The organism is Paraburkholderia sp. CI2 (assembly GCF_014201055.1).
GTDB classification, from domain to species: Bacteria; Pseudomonadota; Gammaproteobacteria; order Burkholderiales; family Burkholderiaceae; genus Paraburkholderia; species Paraburkholderia tuberum.
The window spans coordinates 1-22,507 of sequence record NZ_JACHDL010000016.1 but is presented as its reverse complement, the minus strand read 5'-3'; the positions used below and the strand labels follow the sequence as shown (position 1 = coordinate 22,507).

Here is a 22,507-nt window from a genome sequence, read left to right as displayed (position 1 = left end):
TCAGAAGGCTACCTATTTGAAATCCGGGTAGTTGGCCTTCCATTCAACGCACTCGTGCTCTGTTGGAAGCAGTAGTCGGCTTTAGACGTTGAACAAAAAGTTCATCACGTCGCCATCATGCACGACGTACTCCTTGCCTTCCGCGCGCATCTTGCCGGCTTCCTTCGCGCCTTGTTCACCCTTGTAGGTGATGTAGTCGTCGAAGCTGATCGTCTGCGCGCGAATGAAGCCGCGCTCGAAGTCGGTGTGGATCGCGCCGGCCGCCTTCGGCGCCGTGTCGCCGACGTGGATCGTCCACGCGCGCACTTCCTTCACGCCGGCCGTGAAGTAGGTCTGCAGGCCGAGCAGCTTGAAGCCCGCGCGGATCACGCGGTTCAAGCCCGGCTCATGCATGCCCATGTCGGCGAGGAAGACTTCCATGTCGGCTTCGTCGAGGTCGGCGATTTCCGCTTCGACCGCCGCGCACACGGCCACGACCGGCGCGCCTTCAGCAGCCGCGAACTTCGTGATCGCGTCGAGGTGCGGGTTGTTCTCGAAGCCGTTTTCCTTCACGTTGGCGACGTACATCGTGGGCTTGGCGGTGATCAGGCAGAACGGCTTGAGGGTAGCCTTTTCTTCATCGGTCAGATCGAGCGCGCGGACCGGCTTCGCCTGGTCGAGCTGCGCGCGGACCTTCTCCAGCACCGCCGCGTTCTTCGCGGCTTCCTTGTCGTTACCCGACTTGGCCGCCTTGGAATAGCGCGCGAGCGCCTTCTCGACGGTGGCGAGGTCGGCAAGCGCGAGCTCGGTGTTGATCACCTCGATGTCCGACAACGGATCGATCTTGTTCGCGACGTGAATCACGTTGTCGTCTTCGAAGCAGCGTACGACGTGCGTGATCGCGTCGGTTTCGCGGATGTTCGCGAGGAACTGGTTGCCGAGGCCTTCGCCCTTGCTCGCGCCGGCCACCAGACCGGCGATGTCGACGAACTCGACCACGGCCGGCAGGATGCGCTCCGGCTTGACGATTTCGGCGAGCGCCTTCAGCCGCGCGTCCGGCACCTCGACGATGCCGACGTTCGGCTCGATCGTGCAGAACGGATAGTTTTCGGCGGCGATTCCCGCCTTGGTCAGCGCGTTGAACAGGGTGGACTTGCCGACGTTGGGCAGGCCGACGATGCCGCATTTGAGGCTCATGGAAATCCTTCAGTGAATCAGTAGGTTGCGTGATGCGCTCGACGCTGCGCGCGGATTCGGAAAGCCTTCGCGCAAGGTGGGGCGCGGCAGGCTCAGCGGAGCGGACAAGACACCGAATCGGGGCGTTGGCTCGACGATTGAGTGCGAGTTTTCACGGAAAGCGCAATTGTAACCCGTTCGCCCGCGCGGACCCGCCGGCGCATTGGCGCGAAGCCACTGTAGAATCGTCAGTTCAGAGCCCGCAGAGCTCAATTTCCGGGGGAGCAGCGTGGGAATCATCAGATGGGTTGGGATCGGCGTGGTCGCCGCGGTCGTGGTGGGCTCGGTCGCGACATGGGTCGCGCCGAATTTCGACGAAGCGCAGGCCACCACGGACCGGCAGACCATCGATTGTTTGACGACCCACCTGTCGCACGAAGATCACGCCGACATCGCGCGGTTCGCCGATAAGAACGACTACGACTCGCTATGGCGCGTGTTCGACCGCGTGTTCCCCGACTGCGCGGTACGCAGCGATCAGCGCGATCGCAAGGCGGAGCTCGAAGCGGCCGCGTGGCGCAACCTCTCGTCCAATCGCGACTTCTTGCGCATGCGCGAGGCGAACGCGGCGCTCGCGGCAAGCGCCGCGACGCATTAACACGACGCATCGAGGCCGCGCGGCCACCGGCCCGGGACTCAAATGCGCGTGGCCGCCAACGCATGAAGTGCGGGTTGCGCGAGCGGTCGGCATCAGACTCGCACAGTCCCGCCGACAACCTCAGGCTCTGACCCCAGACACCATGTCCGGCACGAGCCCGCGAGGCCCCGCGCACAGCGCCCAACGGCCGCGCCCGTCGATCCGTCCCCCGCAACCCCCGCGGCTATAATGCGCGCATGAACGCACACCACCAGACCTTTGATGCCGCCGTGATCGGCGGCGGGCTCGTCGGCAAGACCGCGGCGCTCGCGCTCACGCAAGCCGGACTGCGCGTCGCACTGCTCGCGCAGCCTTGCGCGGCGCTGCCCGCCGGTGCTGTCTTCGACTCGCGCGTCTATGCGTTGTCGTCGAGTTCGCAGGCCTTGCTCGAGCGGCTGCGGGTCTGGCAGGCGCTCGATCACACACGGCTCGGTCCCGTCTACGATATGCGCGTCTACGGCGACGCGCACGCCGAGCTGCATTTCTCGGCGTTTCAGGCATCGGTACCGCAGCTTGCGTGGATCGTCGAGTCGTCGGTGATCGAGCGCGCGCTCGATGCCGCGCTGCGCTTCCAGCCGAATCTCACGTGGTTCGACGCGCGCGCGCAGGCGCTCGATTTCTCCGTCGACAACGCGAGCGTCGGCCTCGCGAACGGCAGCGTGCTCGAAGCGGATCTCGTAGTCGGCGCGGACGGCGCGCACTCGTGGGTGCGCGCGCAGATCGGCTCCAAGATGGTGCGCCGCGACTACAGACAGATCGGTGTGGTCGCCAATTTCAAGGCTGCGAAGCCGCACGGCGAAACCGCGTATCAGTGGTTCCGCGACGGCGAGATCATCGCGTTGCTGCCGATGCCGGACGGCCACGTGTCGCTGGTCTGGTCGGCGCGCACCGAACACGCCGAGCAGTTGCTCGCGCTCGATCCCGAGCGGCTCGCCGCCGAAGTCGAGCACCTGAGCGGTGAACAGTTCGGTGCGCTCGACTGCGTGACGCCCGCGCAGGGCTTCCCGCTCGCGTTGCAGACCGTGGACCGGCTCGTCGCCCCGCGGGTCGCGCTGGTCGGCGATGCCGCACATCTGATCCATCCGTTGGCAGGACAGGGCATGAACCTCGGCTTGCGCGACGTCGCCGCGCTCGCGAGCACGATCGGCGGCAAGGAGTCGTTCCGCGATCTCGGCGACATGGTGCTGCTGCGTCGCTACGAACGCGCGCGCCGCGAAGACATTCGCGCGCTGATGATCGCCACCGACGGTCTGCAGAAACTGTTCTCGGTGCCCGGTCCGCTCGCGCGCGCCGTGCGCAATACCGGCATGGCGTTCGTCGGCGCGCAGCCATTCATCAAGCGCTGGCTCGTGTCGGCCGCGCTGGGGTAAACCGCAACGAGGCGTCGGGCGGATAGCCGATGGCCGGTCACCGGCGCCCGGGACAGGTATCATGACCGGATCGAAGCGCTGCGATCCGCCCCTTATCGACCCCCGATCGAACCTGATCGAGCCTGATTGAACAGATAGGCGGCCGAAACTCGCGGCCGGAACGTAAAAAACGCGCAGGTGCGCGACTGACTCCAGGACTCCAGCATGAAAAAGACCTTCCGCATCGCCGCCGCCGCGCTCGCGATCGGTGCCGCTATGCTCGGCTGCTCGGCGCAGGCCGACCAGACCACCGACAAGCTCAAGGCCACCTTGCAAACCCGTCTTTCCGACGTGACGATCAAAAGCGTGTCGAAGACGCCGATCGCGGGCCTGTACGAAGTGAATCTCGGCACGCAGATCGTCTACAGCGATGCGAGCGGCGACTACCTGATGCTCGGCGATATGGTCGACTCGAAGACGCGCAAGAATCTGACCGAGGCACGCCTGTCGGAAACCAACCGCATCGACTTCGCGAGCCTGCCGTTCGGCAACGCGGTGAAGGTCGTGCGCGGCAACGGCGCGCGCAAGATCGCGGTGTTCTCCGATCCGAACTGCCCGTACTGCAAGCAGCTCGAAAAAACGCTGCTGTCGATCGACAACGTGACGGTCTACACGTTCCTGTACCCGGTGCTGTCGCCCGATTCGACGGCCAAGTCGAAGTCGATCTGGTGCTCGGCCGATCGCGCGAAGGCGTGGGAATCGTGGATGCAGGACCGTCAGGCGCCGACCGCCGCCGCCACCTGCGACACCGCCGCGATCGACAAGAACCTCGCGCTCGGCCGTTCGATGAACGTCGAAGGCACGCCGACGGTGTTTCTCGCCGACGGTCGCCGCCTGCCCGGCGCGGTGCCGGCAGATCGGCTCGACAAGGAACTGTCGGCCGTGCACTGAACAGCGCGCAGCGCCACGCCCGCCGCGGGCGCAACAGATGCAAAGTTCAAACGAAAGGAGGCGCACGCAGCGCCTCCTTTCGCATCGAGCCCCGAACTTCCCGCCTCACTCTCCTGACACTCCCAAGCGCCGCCGATGAAGCCGATCCGCTACACCATCGTTCCGGGTAACCCCGCCGCCCACCTGTTCGAAGTCACCGTGACCGTCGCCGATCCCGATCCGGCCGGCCAGCGTTTCATGCTGCCGGTGTGGATTCCGGGCAGCTACATGGTGCGCGAGTTCGCGCGCAACATCGTCACGCTGCGCGCGGTGAACGACGCGGGCCGCAAGGTGCGCGTCGAGAAGATCGACAAGCACACGTGGCAGGCCGCGCCGGTCAAGGGAGCCTTGACGCTGCGCTACGAGGTGTACGCATGGGACCTGTCGGTGCGCGCCGCGCATCTGGACGACACGATCGGCTTTTTCAACGGCACCAGCGTGTTCCTGTCGCCGCTCGGCCATGAGGACGCGCAGTGCGTGGTCGATATCCAGAAGCCGCAGGGCGCCGCGTATCGCGGCTGGCGCGTCGCGACCGCGCTGCCGGAAGCGCGCGGCACGAAGCGCTACGGCTTCGGCGAATACCGCGCGCAGAACTACGACGAACTGATCGACCATCCTGTGACGCTCGGGGAATTCGCGCTCGCGACGTTCAAGGCGCACGGCGTGCCGCACGACGTCGTGATCGGCGGTCGCGTGATCGGGCTCGACATGGAGCGTCTGTGCAAGGACCTGAAGCGCATCTGCGAAGCGCAGATCGCGATGTTCGAACCGAAGTCGAAGAAGGCGCCGGTCGAGCGCTACGTGTTCATGACGCAGGCTGTCACCGACGGTTACGGCGGGCTCGAGCATCGCGCGTCGACCGCGCTGATCTGCAATCGCACCGATCTGCCGGTGCAGGGCCGCGAGCCGATGAGCGAGGGCTACCGGACCTATCTCGGTCTGTGTAGCCACGAGTATTTCCACACGTGGAATGTGAAGCGGATCAAGCCGGCCGTGTTCGCGCCGTATGACCTCGGCGTCGAAAACTACACGTCGATGCTGTGGCTGTTCGAGGGCTTCACGTCGTATTACGACGACCTGATTCTCGTACGCAGCGGGGTGATCTTGCAGGACGACTATTTCGGCCTGCTCGGCAAGGTGATCGGCGGGGTGCAGCGCGGCAGCGGGCGCCTCAAGCAGAGCGTCGCCGAAAGCTCGTTCGATGCGTGGGTCAAGTACTACCGGCAGGACGAGAACGCGCCGAACGCGATCGTCAGCTATTACACGAAGGGCTCGCTGATCGCGCTCGCCTTCGACCTGACGATCCGCGCGCAGACCGGCAACCAGAAATCGCTCGACGACGTGATGCGTCTGCTGTGGACGCGCTTCGGCCGTGACTTTTATCGAGGCAAGCCGGTCGGTGTCGACGAAAGCGAGATCGAGGCGATTTTCGCGGAAGCGAGCGGCGCGCAACTGGCCGAACTGTTCGCCGAGGGCGTGCGCGGCACGCGCGATCTGCCGCTCGACGCGCTGCTCGCGCCTTTCGGCGTGGCGCTCGCGCCGGACGTCGACAAAAACGGCAAGCCGTCGCTCGGCGTGCGGCTACGCGGCGGCGCGGATTGCGCGCTCGCGACCGTGCACGAGGGCAGCGCCGCGCAGAAGGCGGGCCTCTCCGCTGGCGACGTGCTGATCGCGATCGATGGTCTGCGCGTGACCGGCGGGAATATCGATGCTCTGCTGACGCGCTATCAGCCGGGTGCGAAGGTCGAGGTGCACGCGTTCCGTCGCGACGAGCTGCGCGTCACGCAGGTGAAGCTCGACGGCCCCGAAGTGGCCCGCTACAAGCTCACGGTCAGCGATCACCGTCCCGCCGCGCGCAAAGCCCTTGAGCGCTGGCTGACGAAGTGATCGGCGTGGTGGTGGGCCGCACCGGGCGGTCCACCGATCGTCGCCTGTCCCGTCGTCAATCGGTGGAGGAGGACGGTTGATTGTTCTATCCATGCAACAATCCTTCGCCGCCGGACGGCTTTTTCGCCGGCCGGTAAAAAAACACAATGACTTCACTCGCGCAACACTGCGCGCCCCTACTGGAGTCAACCATGACCACGATCCTGCAAATCAACTCGGCAGCCCGTTCGCAAGGCGCGAACTCGACGCTTCTCGTCAACGAGCTGACGGAAAAGCTGCAACAGTCGAATCCGGGCGCGCAAGTCGTCGTCCGTAACCTGCAAGCCGAACCGCTGCCGCACCTCGACGACGCCGTGCTCGGCGCGTTCTTCACGCCGGCCGACCAGCGCACCCCGGAACAGGCCGCGATCGCCGCACGCAGCGAAGCGCTGATCGCCGAACTGCAAGCCGCCGACGTCATCGTGATCGGTGCGCCGATGTACAACTTCGGCATCTCGTCGCAACTGAAGACGTACTTCGACTTCATCGCACGTGCGGGCATCACGTTCCGTTACACCGCGAACGGCCCGGAAGGCCTCGTGACGGGCAAGAAGGTCCACGTCGTGTCGGCGCGCGGCGGCAAGTATCTCGGCACGCCGAACGATAGCCAGACGCCGTATCTGAAGAGCTTCCTCGGCTTCCTCGGCATGACCGACGTGAACTTCATCTACGCCGAAGGCCTGAACCTGGGCCCGGACGCCGCGAACGCCGCGCTGAGCTCGGCACGCGAAGCGATCGCCGCGGTCTAAGCGGGTTTGTCCTGCCGCATTGCGCAGCTTCGATGCGGCGCGAGCGGTGAAAAGAATAACGCCACGGATGGGTTCATCCTCCGTGGCGTTTTCGTTGTGTATCGCAATCTTCTGACGACGACGCTCTCACGCAAGCATTTGCGCGTCGTCCGGTAGACGCCAGTCGATCGGCTCCCGGCCGTGCTGCAACAGATACTCGTTCGCCTTCGCGAAATGCCCGCAACCGAGAAAGCCGCGATGCGCGGACAGCGGCGACGGATGCGGCGCCTCCAGCACATAGTGCGACTTGCCGCCGAGTAGCGCGCGCTTCGCCTGCGCATGCGCGCCCCACAGCATGAAGACGAGGTTCTGATGCCGCGTCGCGAGTTCGTGGATCAGCGTGTCGGTACATTTCTCCCAGCCGCGTTTCGCGTGGCTCGCGGCGCTGTCGCGCTCGACGGTCAGCACCGTGTTCAGCAGCAGCACGCCCTGTTTGGCCCAGCTGTCGAGGCAACCGTGCTGCGGCGTCTGGTGACCGAGACTCGCGGCGATTTCCTTGAAGATGTTGCGCAGCGACGGTGGCGGCCGCACGTGCGGCGCGACCGAAAACGCGAGACCGTGCGCCTGCGGCGTGCCGCGGTCTTCGCCGTGGTACGGATCCTGGCCGAGGATTACGACTTTCACTTCGTCGGGGCTCGTCAGGCGGAGCGCGCGGAACACGTCGGCCGGATAGATCGTTTTGCCGGCGGCACGCTCACCGTCGACGAAGCGGCACAGCGGCGCGTAGGTGTCGCTGTCGATGAAGGGCTTCAGATGCGTGCGCCAGGCCGCGGGTAGCGCGGCGAATTGTGCTTCAAGCGTGGGCGGGGCGGCGCTGGGGTCGGCGGAGGCTGCGGCGGGGGCGACATCGTCGAACAGCGATGCCTGCGGCAAACTGGAGCGGGTGCGGGAAGCGGAGGTCATGGCGGGGAAGTGTCGCAGCAAACGCGGACTAGCTCAAGTTGCGGCAAGCGAGCGCATGAGGTGCCGCGGGTTTCGGGCAACGCGCTCACCTGGCGCGCAACCGATACCCGCGCTGCGCCTTGCTGATGTCATCCGGCGCGAGGCCGGCAATCCGTTTGCCGAGTTCGGCGGCGAGCGTGTGAAGCGCCGCTTCGTCGCCCGATTTCAGTTCGAGCTCGATCTCCGAGATCGGCGCGCGGCGCGCTTCATCGTCGACTTCGGCAAGCACGTCGCCCTGATCGATCGCCGCCTCGATCTGAGCGCCGTCGGAGTCGAGCAGCCATAGCGTGCGCGTGAAATTGGTGTGGAACAGCTCGATCAGCGCAGGCGCGGCCTGTTTCAGTGCATCCGCGGCGGCGGGTTCGTCGCAAGCGCTCAGCAACGATTCGATTTCGAGCTTCGCGCCCGCGACCGGCAATTCCCATTCGTGCCGGCTATGCAAGCCGTTCGTCGCCGTGCCGACCGTCTTGAAGGTCTGCAGCCAGCCGTCCGGGGTCTGCCGTAGACGCAGCGCGCTCTTTGACGACGCCAGCGTCAACTGCGGCGTATCGAAGTAAATGTTCACGAGCTTGATCGCGCGTCCGTTCTTGCCGGCGCGCGCGGCGAACCACTGCGTCGCCGCCTGCACCTGCGAAGCCGGCAGCGCCAGCTTGATTTCGCGTTCCATGCCCATGCTGGGTGTCCTTGTTGCGTGGATTTCTCTGCGCCCGATACGCCGATACGTCGATACGACGCTCAGAAAAACATCCGCGCGAGTTCCACGCCCGGCTCGTCCGCGCGCATGAACGCTTCGCCGACGAGGAAGGTATGCACGTTCCGCGCGCGCATGCGCTCGACGTCGTCGCGCGACAGGATGCCCGATTCGGTCACGACGATGCGATCGTCGGGAATCGCGTCGAGCATGCCGAGCGTCGTGTCGAGCGAGGTTTCGAAGGTGCGCAGATTGCGGTTGTTGATGCCGATCAGTGGCGTCTTCAGCGTCAGCGCTTCCTTGAGTTCATCGCTGTCGTGCACTTCGACGAGCACCGCGAGCCCCAGCGAATGCGCGAGCGCTTCGAGGTCCTGCATCTCGGCGGTTTCGAGCGCGGCGGCGATCAGCAGGATCGCGTCGGCCCCCATCGCGCGTGCTTCGACCACCTGATACGGATCGACGATGAAGTCCTTGCGTATCACCGGCAACTGGCACGCGGCGCGCGCTTGCTGCAGATAGGCGACGCTGCCCTGGAAGAACTGCACGTCGGTCAGCACGGACAGACACGCCGCGCCGTGCTTCTCGTACGAACGCGCGATGTCGCCCGGCACGAAGTGCTCGCGCAGCACGCCCTTCGACGGGCTCGCCTTCTTCACTTCGGAGATCACCGCGGCGAGACCCGCCGTGTGCTTGGCGCGCAATGCGCCGACGAAGTCGCGGAGATCGCGCGACGACGCTTCGAGCCGCAGTTCTTCGAGCGGCACGCTTTGCTCGGCCGCCCGGACTTCTTCGCGTTTGACCGCGATAATGCGGTCGAGGATGTCGCTCATAAATGTCTCGCTACGTGATTACTGCTTGAATTGCTGGGTGAAGCGCACCAGTTCGTCGACCTTCGCGCGTGCCTTGCCGCTCGCGATCGCTTCGCGCGCGAGCTCGATGCCGTCCGCGATCGTGGCCGCGACGTTCGCCGAATAGAGTGCCGCGCCGGCGTTCAGCGTGACGATTTCCCGCGCGACGCCGGGCTTGTTGCTGAGCGCGTCGAGCAGCATGACCTTCGACTCGCCCGCGTCGGCGACTTTGAGCGTGCGGTTCGACACCATCTGCATGCCGAAGTCTTCCGGATGGATCTCGTACTCGCGGATCTCGCCGTCGCGCAACTCGCCGACCAGCGTGGCGCCGCCGAGCGACACTTCGTCCATGCCGTCCATCCCGTACACGACGAGCACGTGTTTGGCGCCGAGGCGCTGCATCACGCGCACCTGAATGCCGACGAGGTCGGGGTGAAACACGCCCATCAGCTGATTCGGCGCGCCGGCCGGATTGGTGAGCGGCCCGAGGATATTGAAGATCGTGCGGATGCCGAGTTCCCGGCGTACCGGCGCGACGTTTTTCATCGCCGGATGATGGTTCGGCGCGAACATGAAGCCCATGCCCGTTTCCGCAATCGATGCCGCGACCTGCTCCGGCTGCAGATCGATGTTGACGCCGAGCGCTTCGAGCACGTCCGCGCTGCCCGACTTGCTCGATACGCCGCGATTGCCGTGCTTTGCGACCTTCGCGCCCGCCGCGGCCGACACGAACATCGTCGCGGTGGAAATGTTGAACGTGTGCGCGCCGTCGCCGCCGGTACCGACGATATCGACGAAGTTCGAGTTGTCCTGCACGTCGACGTGCCGCGCAAATTCACGCATCACCGTGGCGGCCGCGGTGATTTCGCCGATGGTCTCTTTTTTGACGCGCAGGCCGGTGATGATCGCCGCCGACATCACGGGCGAGAGTTCGCCGCGCATGATGAGGCGCATCAGGTGCAGCATTTCGTCGTGAAAAATCTCGCGGTGCTCGATGGTCCGCTGCAAGGCTTCCTGGGGCGTAATGGACATGATCTCGTCTCTCCTTGTGTCAGGCATTGCGCGGCGCCGCGTGATGCGAGGCCTTGCCGGCGACGGCGAGCTTCGACTGCTTGACGAAGTTTTCGAGCAGCGCGTGGCCGTGTTCGGACAGGATCGATTCCGGGTGGAACTGCACGCCTTCCACGGCCAGTTCCTTGTGGCGCACGCCCATGATTTCGCCGTCTTCAGTCCATGCCGATACTTCGAGGCAGTCGGGCAGCGATTCGCGTTCGATCGCGAGCGAGTGGTAGCGCGTTACCGTAAAGTGCTTCGGCAGGTCTTCGAATACGCCCTTGCAGTCGGTTTCGATCGTGCTGACCTTGCCGTGCATGATGGTCTGCGCGCGCACGACGCGGCCGCCGAACGCCTCGCCGATCGCCTGATGGCCGAGGCACACGCCGAGAATCGGCGTCTTGCCGGCGAATTCGCGCAGCACGTCGAGCGTGATGCCCGCGTGTTGCGGATTGCTCGGGCCCGGCGACAGGCAGATGCGCTCGGGGTTCAGCCTGGCGATTTCATCGAGCGTGATTTCGTCGTTGCGGTAGGTGCGCACGTCTTCGCCGAGTTCGCCGAAGTACTGCACCAGGTTGTAGGTGAACGAGTCGTAGTTGTCGATCATGAGCAGCATGGTGTGTCTCCGGTCAGAAGTCGCTATCGAGGCCGTCCTGGACCTGCTCGGCGGCGCGCATTACCGCGCGTGCCTTGTTCTCGGTCTCCTGCCATTCGGATTCGGGCACCGAATCGGCGACCACGCCCGCGGCCGCCTGCACATATAGATTGCCGTTGGCGATCACGCCGGTGCGGATCGTGATGGCCAGATCCATCTCGCCGGTGAACGACAGATAGCCGACCGCCCCGCCGTACAGGCCGCGCTTGACTGGCTCGAGCTCGTCGATCAGTTCCATCGCGCGGACCTTCGGCGCGCCCGACAGCGTGCCGGCCGGGAAGGTGGCGCGCAGCACGTCGAAATTGGTCATGTCGTTCTTGAGCTTGCCTTCGACCGAGCTGACGATGTGCTGCACGTGCGAGTACTTCTCGATCGCCATCTTGTCGGTCACGACCACCGAGCCGATCTGCGCAATGCGGCCGACGTCGTTGCGCGCGAGGTCGATCAGCATCACATGCTCGGCGATTTCCTTCGGATCGTTCAGCAGCTCGGTAGCGAGCGCGGCATCGCGCTCGGGCGTGTTGCCGCGCGGACGGGTGCCGGCCAGCGGGCGGATCGTGACGATACGGTCCTCGCCGCGCTTTTCCTGGCGCACCAGAATCTCCGGCGACGCGCCGACCACGTGGAAGTCGCCGAAGTTGTAGTAGTACATGTACGGCGACGGATTCAGCGAGCGCAGCGCGCGATACAGCGACAGCGGGTTGTCGCGGTACGGCTTGATCAGGCGCTGGCCGACCTGCACCTGCATCAGTTCGCCGGCGGCGACGTATTCCTTCGCCTTGCGCACGGCCGCCAGGTAATCGTCTTTCGCGAACTCGCGGTAGATCTCGGTGCGTACGCTGGCCGACACGACGGGCGGCTCGACGGTGACGCGCAGCCGCTGGCGCAGTTCGCGCAGACGGTGCTTCGCTTTCGTGTAGGCCTCAGCCTGGGTCGGGTCGGCGTAGACCACCAGATAGAGCTTGCCGGCGAGGTTGTCGATGACGGCGACTTCCTCGGTCAGCAGCAGCTGGATGTCGGGCAGATTGAGGTCGTCTTTCGGCGCGCTGTGCGCGAGCTTCTTCTCGATATAGCGCACGGCGTCATAGCCGAAATAGCCGGCGAGACCGCCCGTGAAGCGCGGCAGCCCCGGGCGTTGCGCGACCTTGAAGCGCGCCTGGAATTGCTGGATGAACGCGAGCGGATCGCCGTCGTGCGTCTCGACGACCTTGCCGTCGCGGACCACTTCCGACACGCCGTTGCGCGTGCGCATGAGAGTCCGCGCCGGCAGGCCGATGAACGAATAACGTCCGAAGCGTTCGCCGCCGACCACCGACTCCAGCAGGAACGAGTTCGCGCCGTTGCGCTCGGTCTGCGCGAGCTTCAGGTACAGCGACAGCGGCGTCTCGAGGTCGGCGAGCGCTTCGGCGATCAGCGGGATGCGGTTGAAACCCTCGTTGGCGAGGGACTGGAATTCGAGTTCGGTCATGTTCCGATCCTGTACGGTGGTCCGGCGGCAGCAAGCGTCGGGCAAAGCGGGGCTAAGCGCCTTCGGTCGGGGCGTGGGTCGACGTTCTCGACACAATGATACCGACCGGCGCGGGTCTTCCATCGGCGCGTGCGAGCGGTGCGGGTGAGCAACGGTACCTTGCGGGTACGCGCAGGCTCAATCAGCCGATGCAGCTGCGCAAAAACAGATCGATGGAAAAAGCGCGTGAGCGCAGCGAAGTAAAAAACGGTTGCCGAAGTCGAGCTTCAGCGTACCTCAGGCGAGGTTAGCGCGACCAGCGACGCCAGGGCCAGGCTCCCCGGTCGATGCTAATCAGACTCCGTTTTTTATTCAGAAACATGAGGATGAAGGACTGTTAAGTCGTGGATTGATGCGCTGCGATCGCCCTGGCGGCGTCGAGCAGCGAGGCAACTATACCATCGGATTTTATCGTTTGTATAGCTTGGCCGTGGTTGTACCCGTAGGGCACGGTCAGCGTCGCCATGCCGGCCGCGCGGCCCGCCAGCGCGTCGTTTTCCGAGTCGCCGATCGCCACCGTGGCGCTCGGCTCGACGCCGAGCTGCGCGGCGGCGGTCAGCATCGGAAGCGGGTCTGGTTTCTTTTTCGCGAGACTGTCGCCGCCGAGCACGACGCTGAAATACGGTGCAAGCCGGTACTGCTGCAGCAATTCGAGCGCGAAGCGGTGCGGCTTGTTGGTCACGCAGGCGAGCTTCAGGCCCGCGTCGCGCAGCGCGCGCAGACCGGCCTCGACGTCTGGATAAAGCCGCGTGTGCACGCCGTTGATCTTCGCGTACTCGGCCTGGTAGATCGCGAGCGCTTCGTCGAAGCGCTCTTGCGCGTGCTCGGCTTCGAAGCGCGGCGCAAGCACGCTGCGGATCAGATGCTCCGAACCCTTGCCGACGTAGCCGACCACTTCCTCGCGCGTCGTTTCCTCCGCGTCGAGCTGAGCGAGCATACCGTTCAGGCCGGCGGTGAAGTCGTCGGCCGTGTCGATCATCGTGCCGTCGAGGTCGATGATCGCGGCTTCGAGGCGCGGGCCGGTAAACGTCGGGGCGGGATACGGAGTGGTCATGAGGCGCTGGTTTTTAACGCTGGACGGTCGCGAGGGCGGCGCGCATCTTGTCGATCACGACCTTGTGATCGGGCTGGCCAAAGATCGCCGAGCCGGCCACGAACGTGTCCGCGCCGGCCGCCGCGATTTCCGCGATGTTGTCGACCTTCACGCCGCCGTCCACTTCGAGGTGGATGTCGCGGCCGGTGCGCTCGGTGTACGCGTCGATGCGTTTGCGCGCTTCGCGCAGCTTGTTGAGCGCCTCGGGGATGAACGACTGGCCGCCGAAGCCCGGGTTCACCGACATGATCAGCACGAGGTCGACCTTGTCCATCACATGATCGAGATAGTTCAGCGACGTCGCCGGATTGAACACGAGGCCGGCCTTGCAGCCGTGGTCGCGGATCAGCGACAGCGTGCGGTCGATGTGATCCGACGCTTCCGGGTGAAAGCTGATCAGGTTCGCGCCGGCTTTCGCGAAGTCCGGCACGATGCGGTCGACGGGGCGCACCATCAGGTGCACGTCGATTGGCACGTCCACGTGCGGGCGGATCGCTTCGCATACGAGCGGGCCGATGGTCAGGTTCGGCACGTAGTGGTTGTCCATCACGTCGAAGTGGATCCAGTCGGCGCCGGCGGCGGCGACGTTGCGGACTTCTTCGCCCAGGCGGGCGAAGTCGGCGGAGAGAATGCTGGGGGCGATGCGAAATTGCGTCATGACAGGGGGCCGATGCAAGCGGGAAAGCGCCATTTTACCGGTTTTGCGCGTGCAGACCGGGGCGCTGGCCGCGGTTGGCGTGGCGGAATCGCGCGATGAAACTTCGCAAAGTGCCGGCGCAAAAACGACATGGAGACTGGGCGCGGCAAAGCAGCCGTGTCCCAACGTCTTAGACACAGCTGGCCGAAAGGCGTATCCGGTTGCGGCCATGCCGCGCATCAAGCAGAATGCCATTCCATGAGCGCCGCATCGCCGCTGCACCCGCAGACCATTGGCGTTCGGGCCTTCCACGATTTTTCACAGCCCGTTTGATCAGATCGGAATCAGGATGAGCCAGTACGAATTCAGCGTCTCGGCGCAGGTGCACTACCTGCCCGAAGAATCGGACCCGGAGCGTCGCCAGTACGCCTTTGCCTACACGCTGACCATCCGTAACACCGGCCAGGTGCCCGCACAGTTGATCGCGCGTCACTGGATCATCACCGACAGCGAAAACACCGTCCAGGAAGTCAAAGGCCTGGGCGTGGTCGGTCATCAGCCGCTGCTCAAGCCGGGCGAGCATTTCGAATACACGAGTTGGGCAGTGATCGCGACGCCGGTCGGCACGATGCGCGGCGATTACTTCTGCGTGGCGGAGGATGGTGAGCGCTTCGAGGCGCCGGTGCCGGAGTTCGTGTTGCGCATGCCGCGAACGTTGCATTGAACCGGCGCGGTGTTGCGCGGTCTTTAATGAGTTCGTATCGGCGCGCGGCGCAGCGGGCAGTTGAGTGGGTGGTTGGATGAGCGCTCAGACGAGCGCTTGATGCACGAGGGGTTGCGCGGTTCTGTATGCAACCCGCCGGCCGGGGTCACTGCGGCTTTTGCTGTTGGGACCGTTCCGCCGGCTTGGCACGTCGCGCTTTTTTCTTGCCAGACGACGTCCACACAACGATAAAGACGAGCAGGAACAGCGCGAGCAGCGATTCCAGCGCGAAGATGAGCATCGGGTATTCGTCGAACAAATCAGACATGGCGGTTTCCATCAAGAACGAACATTGTATGCGTTTTGTCCGCCGAGCCGGCGCGTGGGTCGGTGCATTGTCGGTTGCGGTGTTGCTTGCCTCCTGCGGCGGCGGCGGCGCGCTCCGGCCTTCGCCGCCGAGCGGCGCGGCGATCATCCCCGGCCAGATCGCGTCGTCGCGCTTGACCGCGGTTGCGTGGCAGCAGGTGCCGGGCTGGCAGGACGACTCGCTGATCGGCGCGACGGCCGCGTTGCGGCAAAACTGCACGAGGCTCGCGCGTCAGCCGAACTGGTCGCGTGCATGCGCGGCCGCCGCGCAAATCGACGATCTCGACGTCACCGGTGCGCGCGCCTTCTTCGAAGCCTACTTCACGCCGTTCCAGCTCGCGAATAGCGACGGCACGCTCGACGGTCTGGTCACCGGTTACTACGAGCCCCTGCTGCGGGGCTCGCGCACGCGGCATGGGGTATATCAGACCGCGCTGTACCGCTGGCCCGCCGGCTATCGCGCGGGGGCGCCGTTGCCGGCGCGCGCCCAGCTCGAACGCTCGGGCGCGCTCAGCGGCAACGAACTCGTGTGGGTCGACGACCCGATCGAAGCATTCTTTTTGCAGGTGCAGGGCTCCGGGCGCATCGTGATGGAAGACGGCAGTGTGATGCGCGTCGGCTTTGGCGGTACCAACGATCAGCCGTACAAGTCGATCGGGCGCTGGCTGCTCGATCATGGCGAGATCACACCCGCGCAGGCGACGATGCAGGGCATCAAGGCATGGGCACGCGCGAATCCGACGCGCGTCGATGGATTGCTCGACACCAATCCGCGCTTCGTGTTTTTTCGCGAGATGCCGTCGGCCGAAAGTATGCCGAGCGGCGGCGCGGACGGCCCGATCGGCGCGCTCGGCGTGCCGCTGACGCCGGAGCGCTCGATTGCGGTCGACCCGAGCGCGATTCCGCTCGGCACGCCGGTGTTCCTGCAGACCACACGGCCGCTGACGAACTCGCCGATGAACCGCCTCGTGTTCGCGCAGGACACGGGCACCGCGATCAAAGGCGGCGTGCGCGCCGACTACTTCTGGGGCCTCGGCGACGATGCCGGTGATCTGGCTGGCAAGATGAAGCAGGGTGGCCGGATGTGGTTGCTGCTGCCGAATTCGTGAGGCGGTGGGGCGCAGGCGGAAGCGTGACTGCCGTTTGAGTTACGGCGGTTTTCGGGAGGCGGGTTGGAGGCTGCCGCGAAGCCGTCAATAGAAGTCGTGGAAATCGGCGTCACGTTCGGATCAGGATCCGTGCGTGACGCCGTTTTTTGTTGGGCTCTTACGCTGCGCGTCGTTGCCGGTTGCCTGACTTAGAGCCCCGATCTGCGCTTGTCGACCACCCGCCGTGCCTTGCCCACCGAGCGTTCGATTCCATTCACGGCCAGCACGTTAACCACTGCGCTTACGCCAATCAGCGCCTTGATGTCGTACGCCAGCGCGTTTTTCGCGGTGGTTAGCGCGGAAGTATCCGGCGCGCTTTCGGGGCACGGTTCGACGTTCAGCGTCAACACGTCGAGCGGCCCTTCCTTCGTCAGTACGATCTGATAGTGCGGCGCGAGCGCGTGCTGCTTGAGCAGCAACTCTTCGATCTGCGTCGGAAACACATTGACGCCACGGACGATCATCATGTCGTCCGAGCGGCCCGTGATTTTTTCCATACGCCGCATCGTGCGGGCGCTGCCCGGCAGCAGGCGCGTGAGATCGCGCGTGCGGTAGCGGATGATCGGCAGCGCTTCTTTCGTCAGCGACGTGAACACGAGTTCGCCGAGTTCGCCATCGGGCAGCACCTCGCCCGTTTCGGGGTCGATGATCTCGGGATAGAAATGGTCTTCCCAGATCGTCGGGCCGTCTTTGGTCTCGACGCACTCCGAGGCGACGCCCGGCCCCATCACTTCGGAGAGACCGTAGATGTCGACCGCGTCGATGCCCATGCGTTTTTCGATCGCCTCGCGCATTTCGTTGGTCCACGGCTCAGCGCCGAAGATGCCGATGCGCAATGAGCAGCTAACCGGGTCGATACCCTGGCGCTCGAGTTCGTCGGCGATCGACAGCATGTAGCTCGGTGTCACCATGATGATGTCCGGCCGGAAGTCCTGGATCAGCTGCACCTGCTTTTCGGTCTGACCACCGCCGAACGGAATCACGGTGAGCCCCGCGCGTTCGGCGCCGTAATGCGCGCCGAGGCCGCCCGTGAAGAGGCCGTAGCCGTAGCTCACGTGCACCTTGTCGCCGCGCTTCGCGCCGGCGGCGCGTATCGAACGGGCGACGAGATTCGCCCACGTGTCGATGTCGCGCGCCGTATAGCCGACGACGGTCGGCTTGCCGGTCGTCCCAGACGATGCATGGATTCGCGAAATCTGCTCCTGCGGCACCGCGAACATGCCGAACGGATAGTTGTCGCGCAAATCCTTCTTCGTCGTGAACGGAAAGCGCGCGAGGTCCGCGAGCGACTTGACATCGCCCGGATGAACACCGGCTTCGTCGAACTTGCGCCGGTACACCGGCGAATTTTCATACGCATGGGTGAGTGACCATTTGAGCCGTTCGAGTTGGAGCGCGGCGAGCTCGTCGCGGCTGGCGGTCTCGATCGGATCGAGCGGAAGAGCGGTGCTCATCGAATGTCTCCTTGCTGCCTCAGTATCTGAGTCTGATATGTAACGCGTTGGCGTCAGAGAGCCGCGCAGACAGTTGTCCGCGAGGGCGGCTCTGGCTTGCCGCCGCTCAATGTTAGTCGCCGGCGGGAATCAGGTTGCCCTTGATTTGCGCCGACTTGCCGCGAAACATCGCGACGGTCTCGCCGGCGCGATTCGTGACGCGAATATCGTAGATGCCAGTGCGCCCGCTCGATGTCTGCTCGACCGCTTCGGCGCTCAGCACGTCGCCGCCGTAGACCGGCCGGAGGTATTCGATCGAGCAGCCGGCGGCAACCGTATTGATGTTGTAGGTGTTGCAGGCGAACGCGAAGGTCGAATCGGCGAGCGTGAAGATCAGGCCGCCGTGGCAGATCTGATGGCCGTTCAGGAAGTCGTCGCGCACCGCCATGCGCAGCCGCGCATAGCCGGGGCGCACTTCGAGAATCTCGAGCCCGAGCGCGCGACTGCAGGCGTCGCTTTCGTACATCGCGGCAGCTGTCGCGCGGGCGAGTTCGTCGGCAGTCATCTGGTCGGGGCGGGTGGTTTGCGTGGACATCTCAACGCCCCTCGAAGCGCGGCGCGCGCTTTTCGATAAATGCCTGCACGCCTTCTGCGTAATCGTGCGAGGCGCCTAGTTGGCGCTGCAGATCACGCTCGAGATCGAGCTGCTGGTCGAGCGTTTGCGTCGTGCCGGCACGCATCGCCTGCTTGATCGCGGCGATCGCGCGCGTCGGTTGCTGGGCAAGCTGGGCAGCGAGTTTTGCCGCGGCCGGAGCCAGTTCGGCGTCGTCGAGCGCTTGCCAGATCAAGCCCCAGCTTTCGGCTGTGTCGGCGCTGAGCTTGTCGCCGGTGATCGCGAGGCCGAGCGCGCGTGCCATGCCAACGCGTTGCGGCAGGAACCACGTCCCGCCCGAATCCGGCACGAGGCCGATCTTCACGAACGCTTGGATGAAACTCGCGGAGCGAGCTGCGAGCACCAGGTCGCAGGCCAACGCGAGATTGGCGCCCGCGCCGGCGGCCGTGCCGTTGACCGCGGCGATCACCGGAAACGGTAGCGCTTGCAGACGGCGGATCAACGGATTGAAGTATTCATCGATCACGGCGCCGAGGTCGGTCATCGCGCCGGGCGTGAAATCGAGGTCGGCGAGATCCTGGCCGGCGCAGAAGCCGCGTCCCGCGCCGGTGAGCACGAGCGCACGGGCGCCGGACTTTTCGACCTGGTCGAGTGCCGCGCCGAGTTCCTGATGCATCGCGCGCGTGAAGCTGTTGAGCTTGTCCGGGCGGTTCAGCGTGATGATGGCGACGTGGCTCGATGAGTCGATGTCCAGCCGGATCGCTTCATATGACATGGGGTGTCTCCTCAAACTCTCTTTGGCCGATGGGCACGGTCGCTCGACTAGCGTCGGCGCGTGATGCCGATCCGATGTCTGATGTTAGTCAGAGCGCACGACTCGGTCCATCCGCCGAACGGCATAGGACGAAGTCGTGCGTTGTGCTGAAGCCTTCTTATGCCGTTCAGCCAGCTACCGCGGGCGCCGCTTTCGGTTCAACATGAACGCGGCTTTGAACGACACGGAAGCGGTTGGCGACGAAAGCGGCATCGGCAAGCGCGGCATTCGCGGCCGGGTTGGCGCCGGTGCCGTGAAAGTCCGAAAAAGCCGCGGACTGGTTGACGAACACGCCACCGGTCAGGTTGATCGACAGTGCGACGCCGCCGCGGATCGACGCTTCGTGCGCGGCGTCGAGCACGGCGTCGTCCGTGCTGTAGACCGCCAGCGTTAGCGCGCCGTGCTCGGCAGCAATGTCGCCAGCGAGGTCGAGTGACTGCGCGGTCGAGTCCGTCGCGATGACGAACGAGATCGGCCCGAACCATTCTCTCGTGAACTGGGCGCGGTCGGTCGAGGCGTCGAGTTGCAATACGAGCGGTGTGCGCACGCGAGCGCCCGGAAAGGACGGATGGTCGAGCGTCTGGCTCGCGACGAGAACGCGGCCGAGCCCGGCGGCTTCGTCGATGCGCTGCACGACGCCTTCGTTCTGGATCGCGCCGAGCAGTTCGACGGCGCGGGCCGGATCGGCGACGAGCTTTTGCACCGCGCCGGCAAGCGCCTGGGAGACATCGTCAAAGCTGAGCGTGCCTTCCGCGGTGCGAATGCCGTCTCGCGGTACGTAGATATTTTGCGGCGCGGTGCACATCTGGCCTGAGTAGAGCGCCAGCGAGAACGCGATGTTGCGCGCGGCCGCCTTGATGTCGTCGACCGAGTCAATGACGATCTGATTGACGCCAGCTTTTTCGGTGTAGACCTGCGCGTGGTGCGCGTTGCGCTCGAGCCAGGTGCCGTTCTGGGTGCTGCCCGTGAAGTCGATCAGTTTGATCTCGGGGCGCTGGGCCAGTTGCTGGACGAGGGCGCCGTCGTTCGGGGCGGTGGCCAGCAGCGTGACGACGTTCGGATCGAAGCCCGCTTCGCGCAACACGTCACGCGCGATGCGCACGGTCAGCGCGAGCGGCAGGATCGCGCCCGGATGCGGCTTGACGATCACCGTGTTGCCGGTGGCCAGATCGGCGAACAGGCCCGGATAGCCGTTCCACGTCGGGAATGTGCAGCAGCCGAGCACGAGGCCGATGCCGCGCGGCACGACGGTGTAGCGCTTGTGCATCGCGAGCGGCGGGTTTTTGCCTTGCGGCTTTTCCCAGTGCGCGTCGGCGGGAATACGGCGCAGCTGATCCCAGGCATACGCGACCGCTTCGAGCGCGCGATCCTGCGCGTGTGGGCCCCCTGCCTGGAAGGCCATCATGAACGCCTGACCGGTCGTGTGCATCACGCTGTAGCCGAGCTCGAAGCTGGCGCGATTCAGGCGCGCGAGGATTTCGAGGCTCACGCCGATCCATGCCTGCGAGCCGGCGGCGCGCCAATCGCGTTGCGCCGCGGCAGATGCGGCGATGAGCGCGCTCGGGTCGGCTTTCGGGTAACGCACGCCGAGCTGGAAGCCGAACGGCGAAACCTCTGCGCCGACGGTCTCTCCCGTCGACGGTTGGTCCAGGTCGAACGTTTTGTCTAGAAGCGCCTTGAACGCGGCTTCGCCGTCCGCGTTGGCTGTTTCCCCGTACACTTTCGGACTGGGCATCTCGACGAACGGGCTCCAGTAGCCCCGCGTTTCGAGCGCGGCGAGCGCTTTGTGCAGCGTGTCTTCGTGCTTGGTGAATAGCGGATGTGTCATGGCAAAGAGGCTCGGCTGTACGTTGGGGAAATACCTGTCGAATAATTGACCGACCGGTTGGTTGGGGAATGGTAGCATCACCACAGACGATGCGCGAAGCGTTTTTCGCGTGCGATTAACCCTTATGGAGGCGGCATGGCTTACGAAAACATTCTGGTTGAGACGCGGGGACGGGTCGGACTGATTACGCTCAACCGTCCGAAGGCTCTGAATGCACTGAACGACGCGCTGATGGACGAACTAGGCGCAGCGTTGCGCGAGTTCGACGGCGACGAGTCGATTGGCGCAATCGTCGTGACGGGCAGCGAGAAAGCGTTCGCGGCCGGTGCGGACATCGGGATGATGGCGTCGTACTCCTATATGGATGTCTACAAGGGCGACTACATCACGCGCAATTGGGAAACGGTTCGCTCGATCCGTAAGCCGATCATTGCCGCGGTGGCGGGCTTCGCGCTCGGCGGCGGCTGCGAACTGGCGATGATGTGCGACATCATTTTCGCCGCCGACACGGCGAAGTTCGGTCAACCGGAAATCAAGCTCGGGATCATGCCGGGCGCGGGCGGCACGCAGCGCTTGCCGCGGGCGGTGTCAAAAGCGAAGGCGATGGACCTCTGTTTGACCGCCCGTTTCATGGATGCCGCCGAAGCGGAGCGCGCCGGACTGGTTTCGCGCGTGATCCCGGCGGCATCGCTGCTTGACGAAGCGGTCGGCGCGGCCGCCACCATTGCGGAATTCCCGCTGCCGGCGGTGCTGATGGTCAAGGAGTCAGTCAACCGAGCCTTTGAAACGACGCTCGCGGAGGGCGTGCATTTCGAGCGCCGCCTGTTCCATTCGCTCTTCGCCACCGAAGACCAGAAAGAGGGCATGGCCGCGTTCGTGGAGAAGCGCAAACCGGTTTTCAAGCACCGTTAATACGCTTGTCAAAATATCGCTTGCAAGTCCCGATGTCGGCGACTAGAATTCCGCTCTTTCGCGCTCCGGACGCCGGGGTGCGGAGAAGCGGGAAGCCTTTGATGGCGTGGGCTTCAGCGGCGTGGGCAGGTTAAGCGAGTGATAAAAACCTGTTGACGATCCGACGGAAGCTCTCCATAATCTCGTTTCTCTGCTGCAGACGCAGCGACGCAAACGAAGCGGTGCCGGGTAGTGGTGGTTCAGGTGGTTCAGGTGGTTCAGGCGCGGCGGGTTTGGCGGACCGATCTTTAAAAACTAACAGTCGATAAGTGTGGGCGCTTGATGCGGAATGCGGCGGCGGATTCTCCGGAGTCTGCTGT

At 64.8% G+C, this 22,507-nt stretch carries 23 protein-coding genes; 8 read left to right on the top strand and 15 right to left on the bottom strand.

Annotated elements, in window-relative coordinates; all coding sequences use genetic code 11:
- Window positions 1-81: 81 nt before the first annotated feature.
- A complete protein-coding gene (ychF, locus tag HDG32_RS21430) occupies window positions 82-1,176 on the bottom strand; it encodes a redox-regulated ATPase YchF (RefSeq protein WP_184009123.1) in 1,095 nt (364 codons plus the stop codon).
- A 268-nt stretch (window positions 1,177-1,444) separates the two neighbouring features.
- Between ychF and HDG32_RS21425 the strand changes: the two genes are divergently transcribed.
- The 5 genes from HDG32_RS21425 to HDG32_RS21405 all read left to right on the top strand — a co-directional run bounded on the left by HDG32_RS21425 (window position 1,445) and on the right by HDG32_RS21405 (window position 6,866).
- Window positions 1,445-1,813 carry a hypothetical protein gene (locus HDG32_RS21425; protein WP_260336551.1) on the top strand — a complete coding sequence of 123 codons (369 nt, stop codon included), beginning with the start codon at window positions 1,445-1,447 and terminating at the stop codon, window positions 1,811-1,813.
- A gap of 236 nt (window positions 1,814-2,049) precedes the next feature.
- Complete coding sequence (locus HDG32_RS21420; protein WP_184070532.1) at window positions 2,050-3,222, top strand: UbiH/UbiF family hydroxylase; 1,173 nt, start codon at window positions 2,050-2,052, stop codon at window positions 3,220-3,222.
- Between the two features lie 204 nt (window positions 3,223-3,426).
- A complete protein-coding gene (locus HDG32_RS21415) occupies window positions 3,427-4,152 on the top strand; it encodes a DsbC family protein (RefSeq protein ID WP_090802025.1) in 726 nt (241 codons plus the stop codon).
- A 135-nt stretch (window positions 4,153-4,287) separates the two neighbouring features.
- Window positions 4,288-6,078 carry a M61 family metallopeptidase gene (locus HDG32_RS21410; RefSeq protein ID WP_184070530.1) on the top strand — a complete coding sequence of 597 codons (1,791 nt, stop codon included), beginning with the start codon at window positions 4,288-4,290 and terminating at the stop codon, window positions 6,076-6,078.
- Window positions 6,079-6,269: 191 nt separating this feature from the next.
- Window positions 6,270-6,866, top strand: a complete 597-nt coding sequence (locus HDG32_RS21405) for an FMN-dependent NADH-azoreductase (protein WP_018420121.1) — start codon at window positions 6,270-6,272, stop codon at window positions 6,864-6,866.
- Between the two features lie 126 nt (window positions 6,867-6,992).
- Here HDG32_RS21405 and HDG32_RS21400 read toward each other — a convergent pair whose 3' ends face one another.
- The 8 genes from HDG32_RS21400 to rpe all read right to left on the bottom strand — a co-directional run bounded on the left by HDG32_RS21400 (window position 6,993) and on the right by rpe (window position 14,352).
- Window positions 6,993-7,808: a uracil-DNA glycosylase gene (locus tag HDG32_RS21400; RefSeq protein ID WP_184070528.1), complete on the bottom strand. Its 816-nt coding sequence runs from the start codon at window positions 7,806-7,808 to the stop codon at window positions 6,993-6,995.
- A gap of 85 nt (window positions 7,809-7,893) precedes the next feature.
- Window positions 7,894-8,520 carry a CYTH domain-containing protein gene (locus HDG32_RS21395; protein ID WP_090802018.1) on the bottom strand — a complete coding sequence of 209 codons (627 nt, stop codon included), beginning with the start codon at window positions 8,518-8,520 and terminating at the stop codon, window positions 7,894-7,896.
- 62 nt (window positions 8,521-8,582) lie between these two features.
- Window positions 8,583-9,368 carry an indole-3-glycerol phosphate synthase TrpC gene (trpC, locus tag HDG32_RS21390; RefSeq protein ID WP_184070526.1) on the bottom strand — a complete coding sequence of 262 codons (786 nt, stop codon included), beginning with the start codon at window positions 9,366-9,368 and terminating at the stop codon, window positions 8,583-8,585.
- An 18-nt stretch (window positions 9,369-9,386) separates the two neighbouring features.
- Window positions 9,387-10,418, bottom strand: a complete 1,032-nt coding sequence (trpD, locus tag HDG32_RS21385; protein ID WP_184070524.1) for an anthranilate phosphoribosyltransferase — start codon at window positions 10,416-10,418, stop codon at window positions 9,387-9,389.
- Between the two features lie 19 nt (window positions 10,419-10,437).
- On the bottom strand, window positions 10,438-11,055 hold the full coding sequence (locus tag HDG32_RS21380) for an aminodeoxychorismate/anthranilate synthase component II (protein ID WP_184065689.1): 618 nt from the start codon (window positions 11,053-11,055) through the stop codon (window positions 10,438-10,440).
- Between the two features lie 13 nt (window positions 11,056-11,068).
- Window positions 11,069-12,562: an anthranilate synthase component I gene (gene trpE, locus HDG32_RS21375; RefSeq protein ID WP_184070522.1), complete on the bottom strand. Its 1,494-nt coding sequence runs from the start codon at window positions 12,560-12,562 to the stop codon at window positions 11,069-11,071.
- Window positions 12,563-12,938: 376 nt separating this feature from the next.
- On the bottom strand, window positions 12,939-13,655 hold the full coding sequence (locus HDG32_RS21370; RefSeq protein WP_184052422.1) for a phosphoglycolate phosphatase: 717 nt from the start codon (window positions 13,653-13,655) through the stop codon (window positions 12,939-12,941).
- A 13-nt stretch (window positions 13,656-13,668) separates the two neighbouring features.
- Window positions 13,669-14,352, bottom strand: coding sequence for a ribulose-phosphate 3-epimerase (rpe, locus tag HDG32_RS21365; protein WP_260330595.1), 684 nt, complete (start codon window positions 14,350-14,352; stop codon window positions 13,669-13,671).
- Window positions 14,353-14,680: 328 nt separating this feature from the next.
- On the opposite strand from rpe, the gene apaG reads away from it, so the two are divergent.
- Complete coding sequence (gene apaG, locus HDG32_RS21360) at window positions 14,681-15,055, top strand: Co2+/Mg2+ efflux protein ApaG (RefSeq protein ID WP_184009102.1); 375 nt, start codon at window positions 14,681-14,683, stop codon at window positions 15,053-15,055.
- 145 nt (window positions 15,056-15,200) lie between these two features.
- Here apaG and HDG32_RS36010 read toward each other — a convergent pair whose 3' ends face one another.
- A complete protein-coding gene (locus HDG32_RS36010; RefSeq protein ID WP_167368587.1) occupies window positions 15,201-15,374 on the bottom strand; it encodes a hypothetical protein in 174 nt (57 codons plus the stop codon).
- A gap of 16 nt (window positions 15,375-15,390) precedes the next feature.
- On the opposite strand from HDG32_RS36010, the gene HDG32_RS21355 reads away from it, so the two are divergent.
- The gene (locus tag HDG32_RS21355) at window positions 15,391-16,509 is read left to right on the top strand and encodes a murein transglycosylase A (protein WP_221307826.1); all 1,119 of its coding nucleotides are present in this window, start codon (window positions 15,391-15,393) and stop codon (window positions 16,507-16,509) included.
- Between the two features lie 188 nt (window positions 16,510-16,697).
- Here HDG32_RS21355 and paaK read toward each other — a convergent pair whose 3' ends face one another.
- The 4 genes from paaK to paaN form a co-directional block, all read right to left on the bottom strand.
- Window positions 16,698-18,002: a phenylacetate--CoA ligase PaaK gene (gene paaK / locus HDG32_RS21350; protein WP_184070520.1), complete on the bottom strand. Its 1,305-nt coding sequence runs from the start codon at window positions 18,000-18,002 to the stop codon at window positions 16,698-16,700.
- A 112-nt stretch (window positions 18,003-18,114) separates the two neighbouring features.
- Window positions 18,115-18,576 carry a hydroxyphenylacetyl-CoA thioesterase PaaI gene (gene paaI, locus HDG32_RS21345; protein ID WP_184070518.1) on the bottom strand — a complete coding sequence of 154 codons (462 nt, stop codon included), beginning with the start codon at window positions 18,574-18,576 and terminating at the stop codon, window positions 18,115-18,117.
- 1 nt (window position 18,577) lies between these two features.
- Window positions 18,578-19,369 carry a 2-(1,2-epoxy-1,2-dihydrophenyl)acetyl-CoA isomerase PaaG gene (gene paaG / locus HDG32_RS21340; RefSeq protein WP_184070516.1) on the bottom strand — a complete coding sequence of 264 codons (792 nt, stop codon included), beginning with the start codon at window positions 19,367-19,369 and terminating at the stop codon, window positions 18,578-18,580.
- 166 nt (window positions 19,370-19,535) lie between these two features.
- Window positions 19,536-21,236 carry a phenylacetic acid degradation protein PaaN gene (gene paaN, locus HDG32_RS21335; RefSeq protein ID WP_184070514.1) on the bottom strand — a complete coding sequence of 567 codons (1,701 nt, stop codon included), beginning with the start codon at window positions 21,234-21,236 and terminating at the stop codon, window positions 19,536-19,538.
- Between the two features lie 135 nt (window positions 21,237-21,371).
- On the opposite strand from paaN, the gene HDG32_RS21330 reads away from it, so the two are divergent.
- Complete coding sequence (locus tag HDG32_RS21330) at window positions 21,372-22,148, top strand: enoyl-CoA hydratase (protein WP_184036005.1); 777 nt, start codon at window positions 21,372-21,374, stop codon at window positions 22,146-22,148.
- Window positions 22,149-22,278: 130 nt separating this feature from the next.
- Here the strand turns inward: HDG32_RS21330 and HDG32_RS36005 are convergent.
- Window positions 22,279-22,507 (bottom strand): hypothetical protein (locus HDG32_RS36005; protein WP_221307825.1); only part of this gene is annotated, 229 nt, incomplete at its 5' end.

Bases quoted from the DNA above. Each gene is read 5' to 3' on its own strand.
- ychF (WP_184009123.1), bottom strand. From the start codon at position 1,176: ATGAGCCTCAAATGCGGCATCGTCGGCCTGCCCAACGTCGGCAAGTCC.
- HDG32_RS21420 (WP_184070532.1), top strand. From the start codon at position 2,050: ATGAACGCACACCACCAGACCTTTGATGCCGCCGTGATCGGCGGCGGG.
- HDG32_RS21415 (WP_090802025.1), top strand. From the start codon at position 3,427: ATGAAAAAGACCTTCCGCATCGCCGCCGCCGCGCTCGCGATCGGTGCC.
- HDG32_RS21410 (WP_184070530.1), top strand. From the start codon at position 4,288: ATGAAGCCGATCCGCTACACCATCGTTCCGGGTAACCCCGCCGCCCAC.
- HDG32_RS21405 (WP_018420121.1), top strand. From the start codon at position 6,270: ATGACCACGATCCTGCAAATCAACTCGGCAGCCCGTTCGCAAGGCGCG.
- HDG32_RS21400 (WP_184070528.1), bottom strand. From the start codon at position 7,808: ATGACCTCCGCTTCCCGCACCCGCTCCAGTTTGCCGCAGGCATCGCTG.
- HDG32_RS21395 (WP_090802018.1), bottom strand. From the start codon at position 8,520: ATGGGCATGGAACGCGAAATCAAGCTGGCGCTGCCGGCTTCGCAGGTG.
- trpC (WP_184070526.1), bottom strand. From the start codon at position 9,368: ATGAGCGACATCCTCGACCGCATTATCGCGGTCAAACGCGAAGAAGTC.
- trpD (WP_184070524.1), bottom strand. From the start codon at position 10,418: ATGTCCATTACGCCCCAGGAAGCCTTGCAGCGGACCATCGAGCACCGC.
- HDG32_RS21380 (WP_184065689.1), bottom strand. From the start codon at position 11,055: ATGCTGCTCATGATCGACAACTACGACTCGTTCACCTACAACCTGGTG.
- trpE (WP_184070522.1), bottom strand. From the start codon at position 12,562: ATGACCGAACTCGAATTCCAGTCCCTCGCCAACGAGGGTTTCAACCGC.
- HDG32_RS21370 (WP_184052422.1), bottom strand. From the start codon at position 13,655: ATGACCACTCCGTATCCCGCCCCGACGTTTACCGGCCCGCGCCTCGAA.
- rpe (WP_260330595.1), bottom strand. From the start codon at position 14,352: ATGACGCAATTTCGCATCGCCCCCAGCATTCTCTCCGCCGACTTCGCC.
- apaG (WP_184009102.1), top strand. From the start codon at position 14,681: ATGAGCCAGTACGAATTCAGCGTCTCGGCGCAGGTGCACTACCTGCCC.
- HDG32_RS36010 (WP_167368587.1), bottom strand. From the start codon at position 15,374: ATGGAAACCGCCATGTCTGATTTGTTCGACGAATACCCGATGCTCATC.
- HDG32_RS21355 (WP_221307826.1), top strand. From the start codon at position 15,391: ATGCGTTTTGTCCGCCGAGCCGGCGCGTGGGTCGGTGCATTGTCGGTT.
- paaK (WP_184070520.1), bottom strand. From the start codon at position 18,002: ATGAGCACCGCTCTTCCGCTCGATCCGATCGAGACCGCCAGCCGCGAC.
- paaI (WP_184070518.1), bottom strand. From the start codon at position 18,576: ATGTCCACGCAAACCACCCGCCCCGACCAGATGACTGCCGACGAACTC.
- paaG (WP_184070516.1), bottom strand. From the start codon at position 19,369: ATGTCATATGAAGCGATCCGGCTGGACATCGACTCATCGAGCCACGTC.
- paaN (WP_184070514.1), bottom strand. From the start codon at position 21,236: ATGACACATCCGCTATTCACCAAGCACGAAGACACGCTGCACAAAGCG.
- HDG32_RS21330 (WP_184036005.1), top strand. From the start codon at position 21,372: ATGGCTTACGAAAACATTCTGGTTGAGACGCGGGGACGGGTCGGACTG.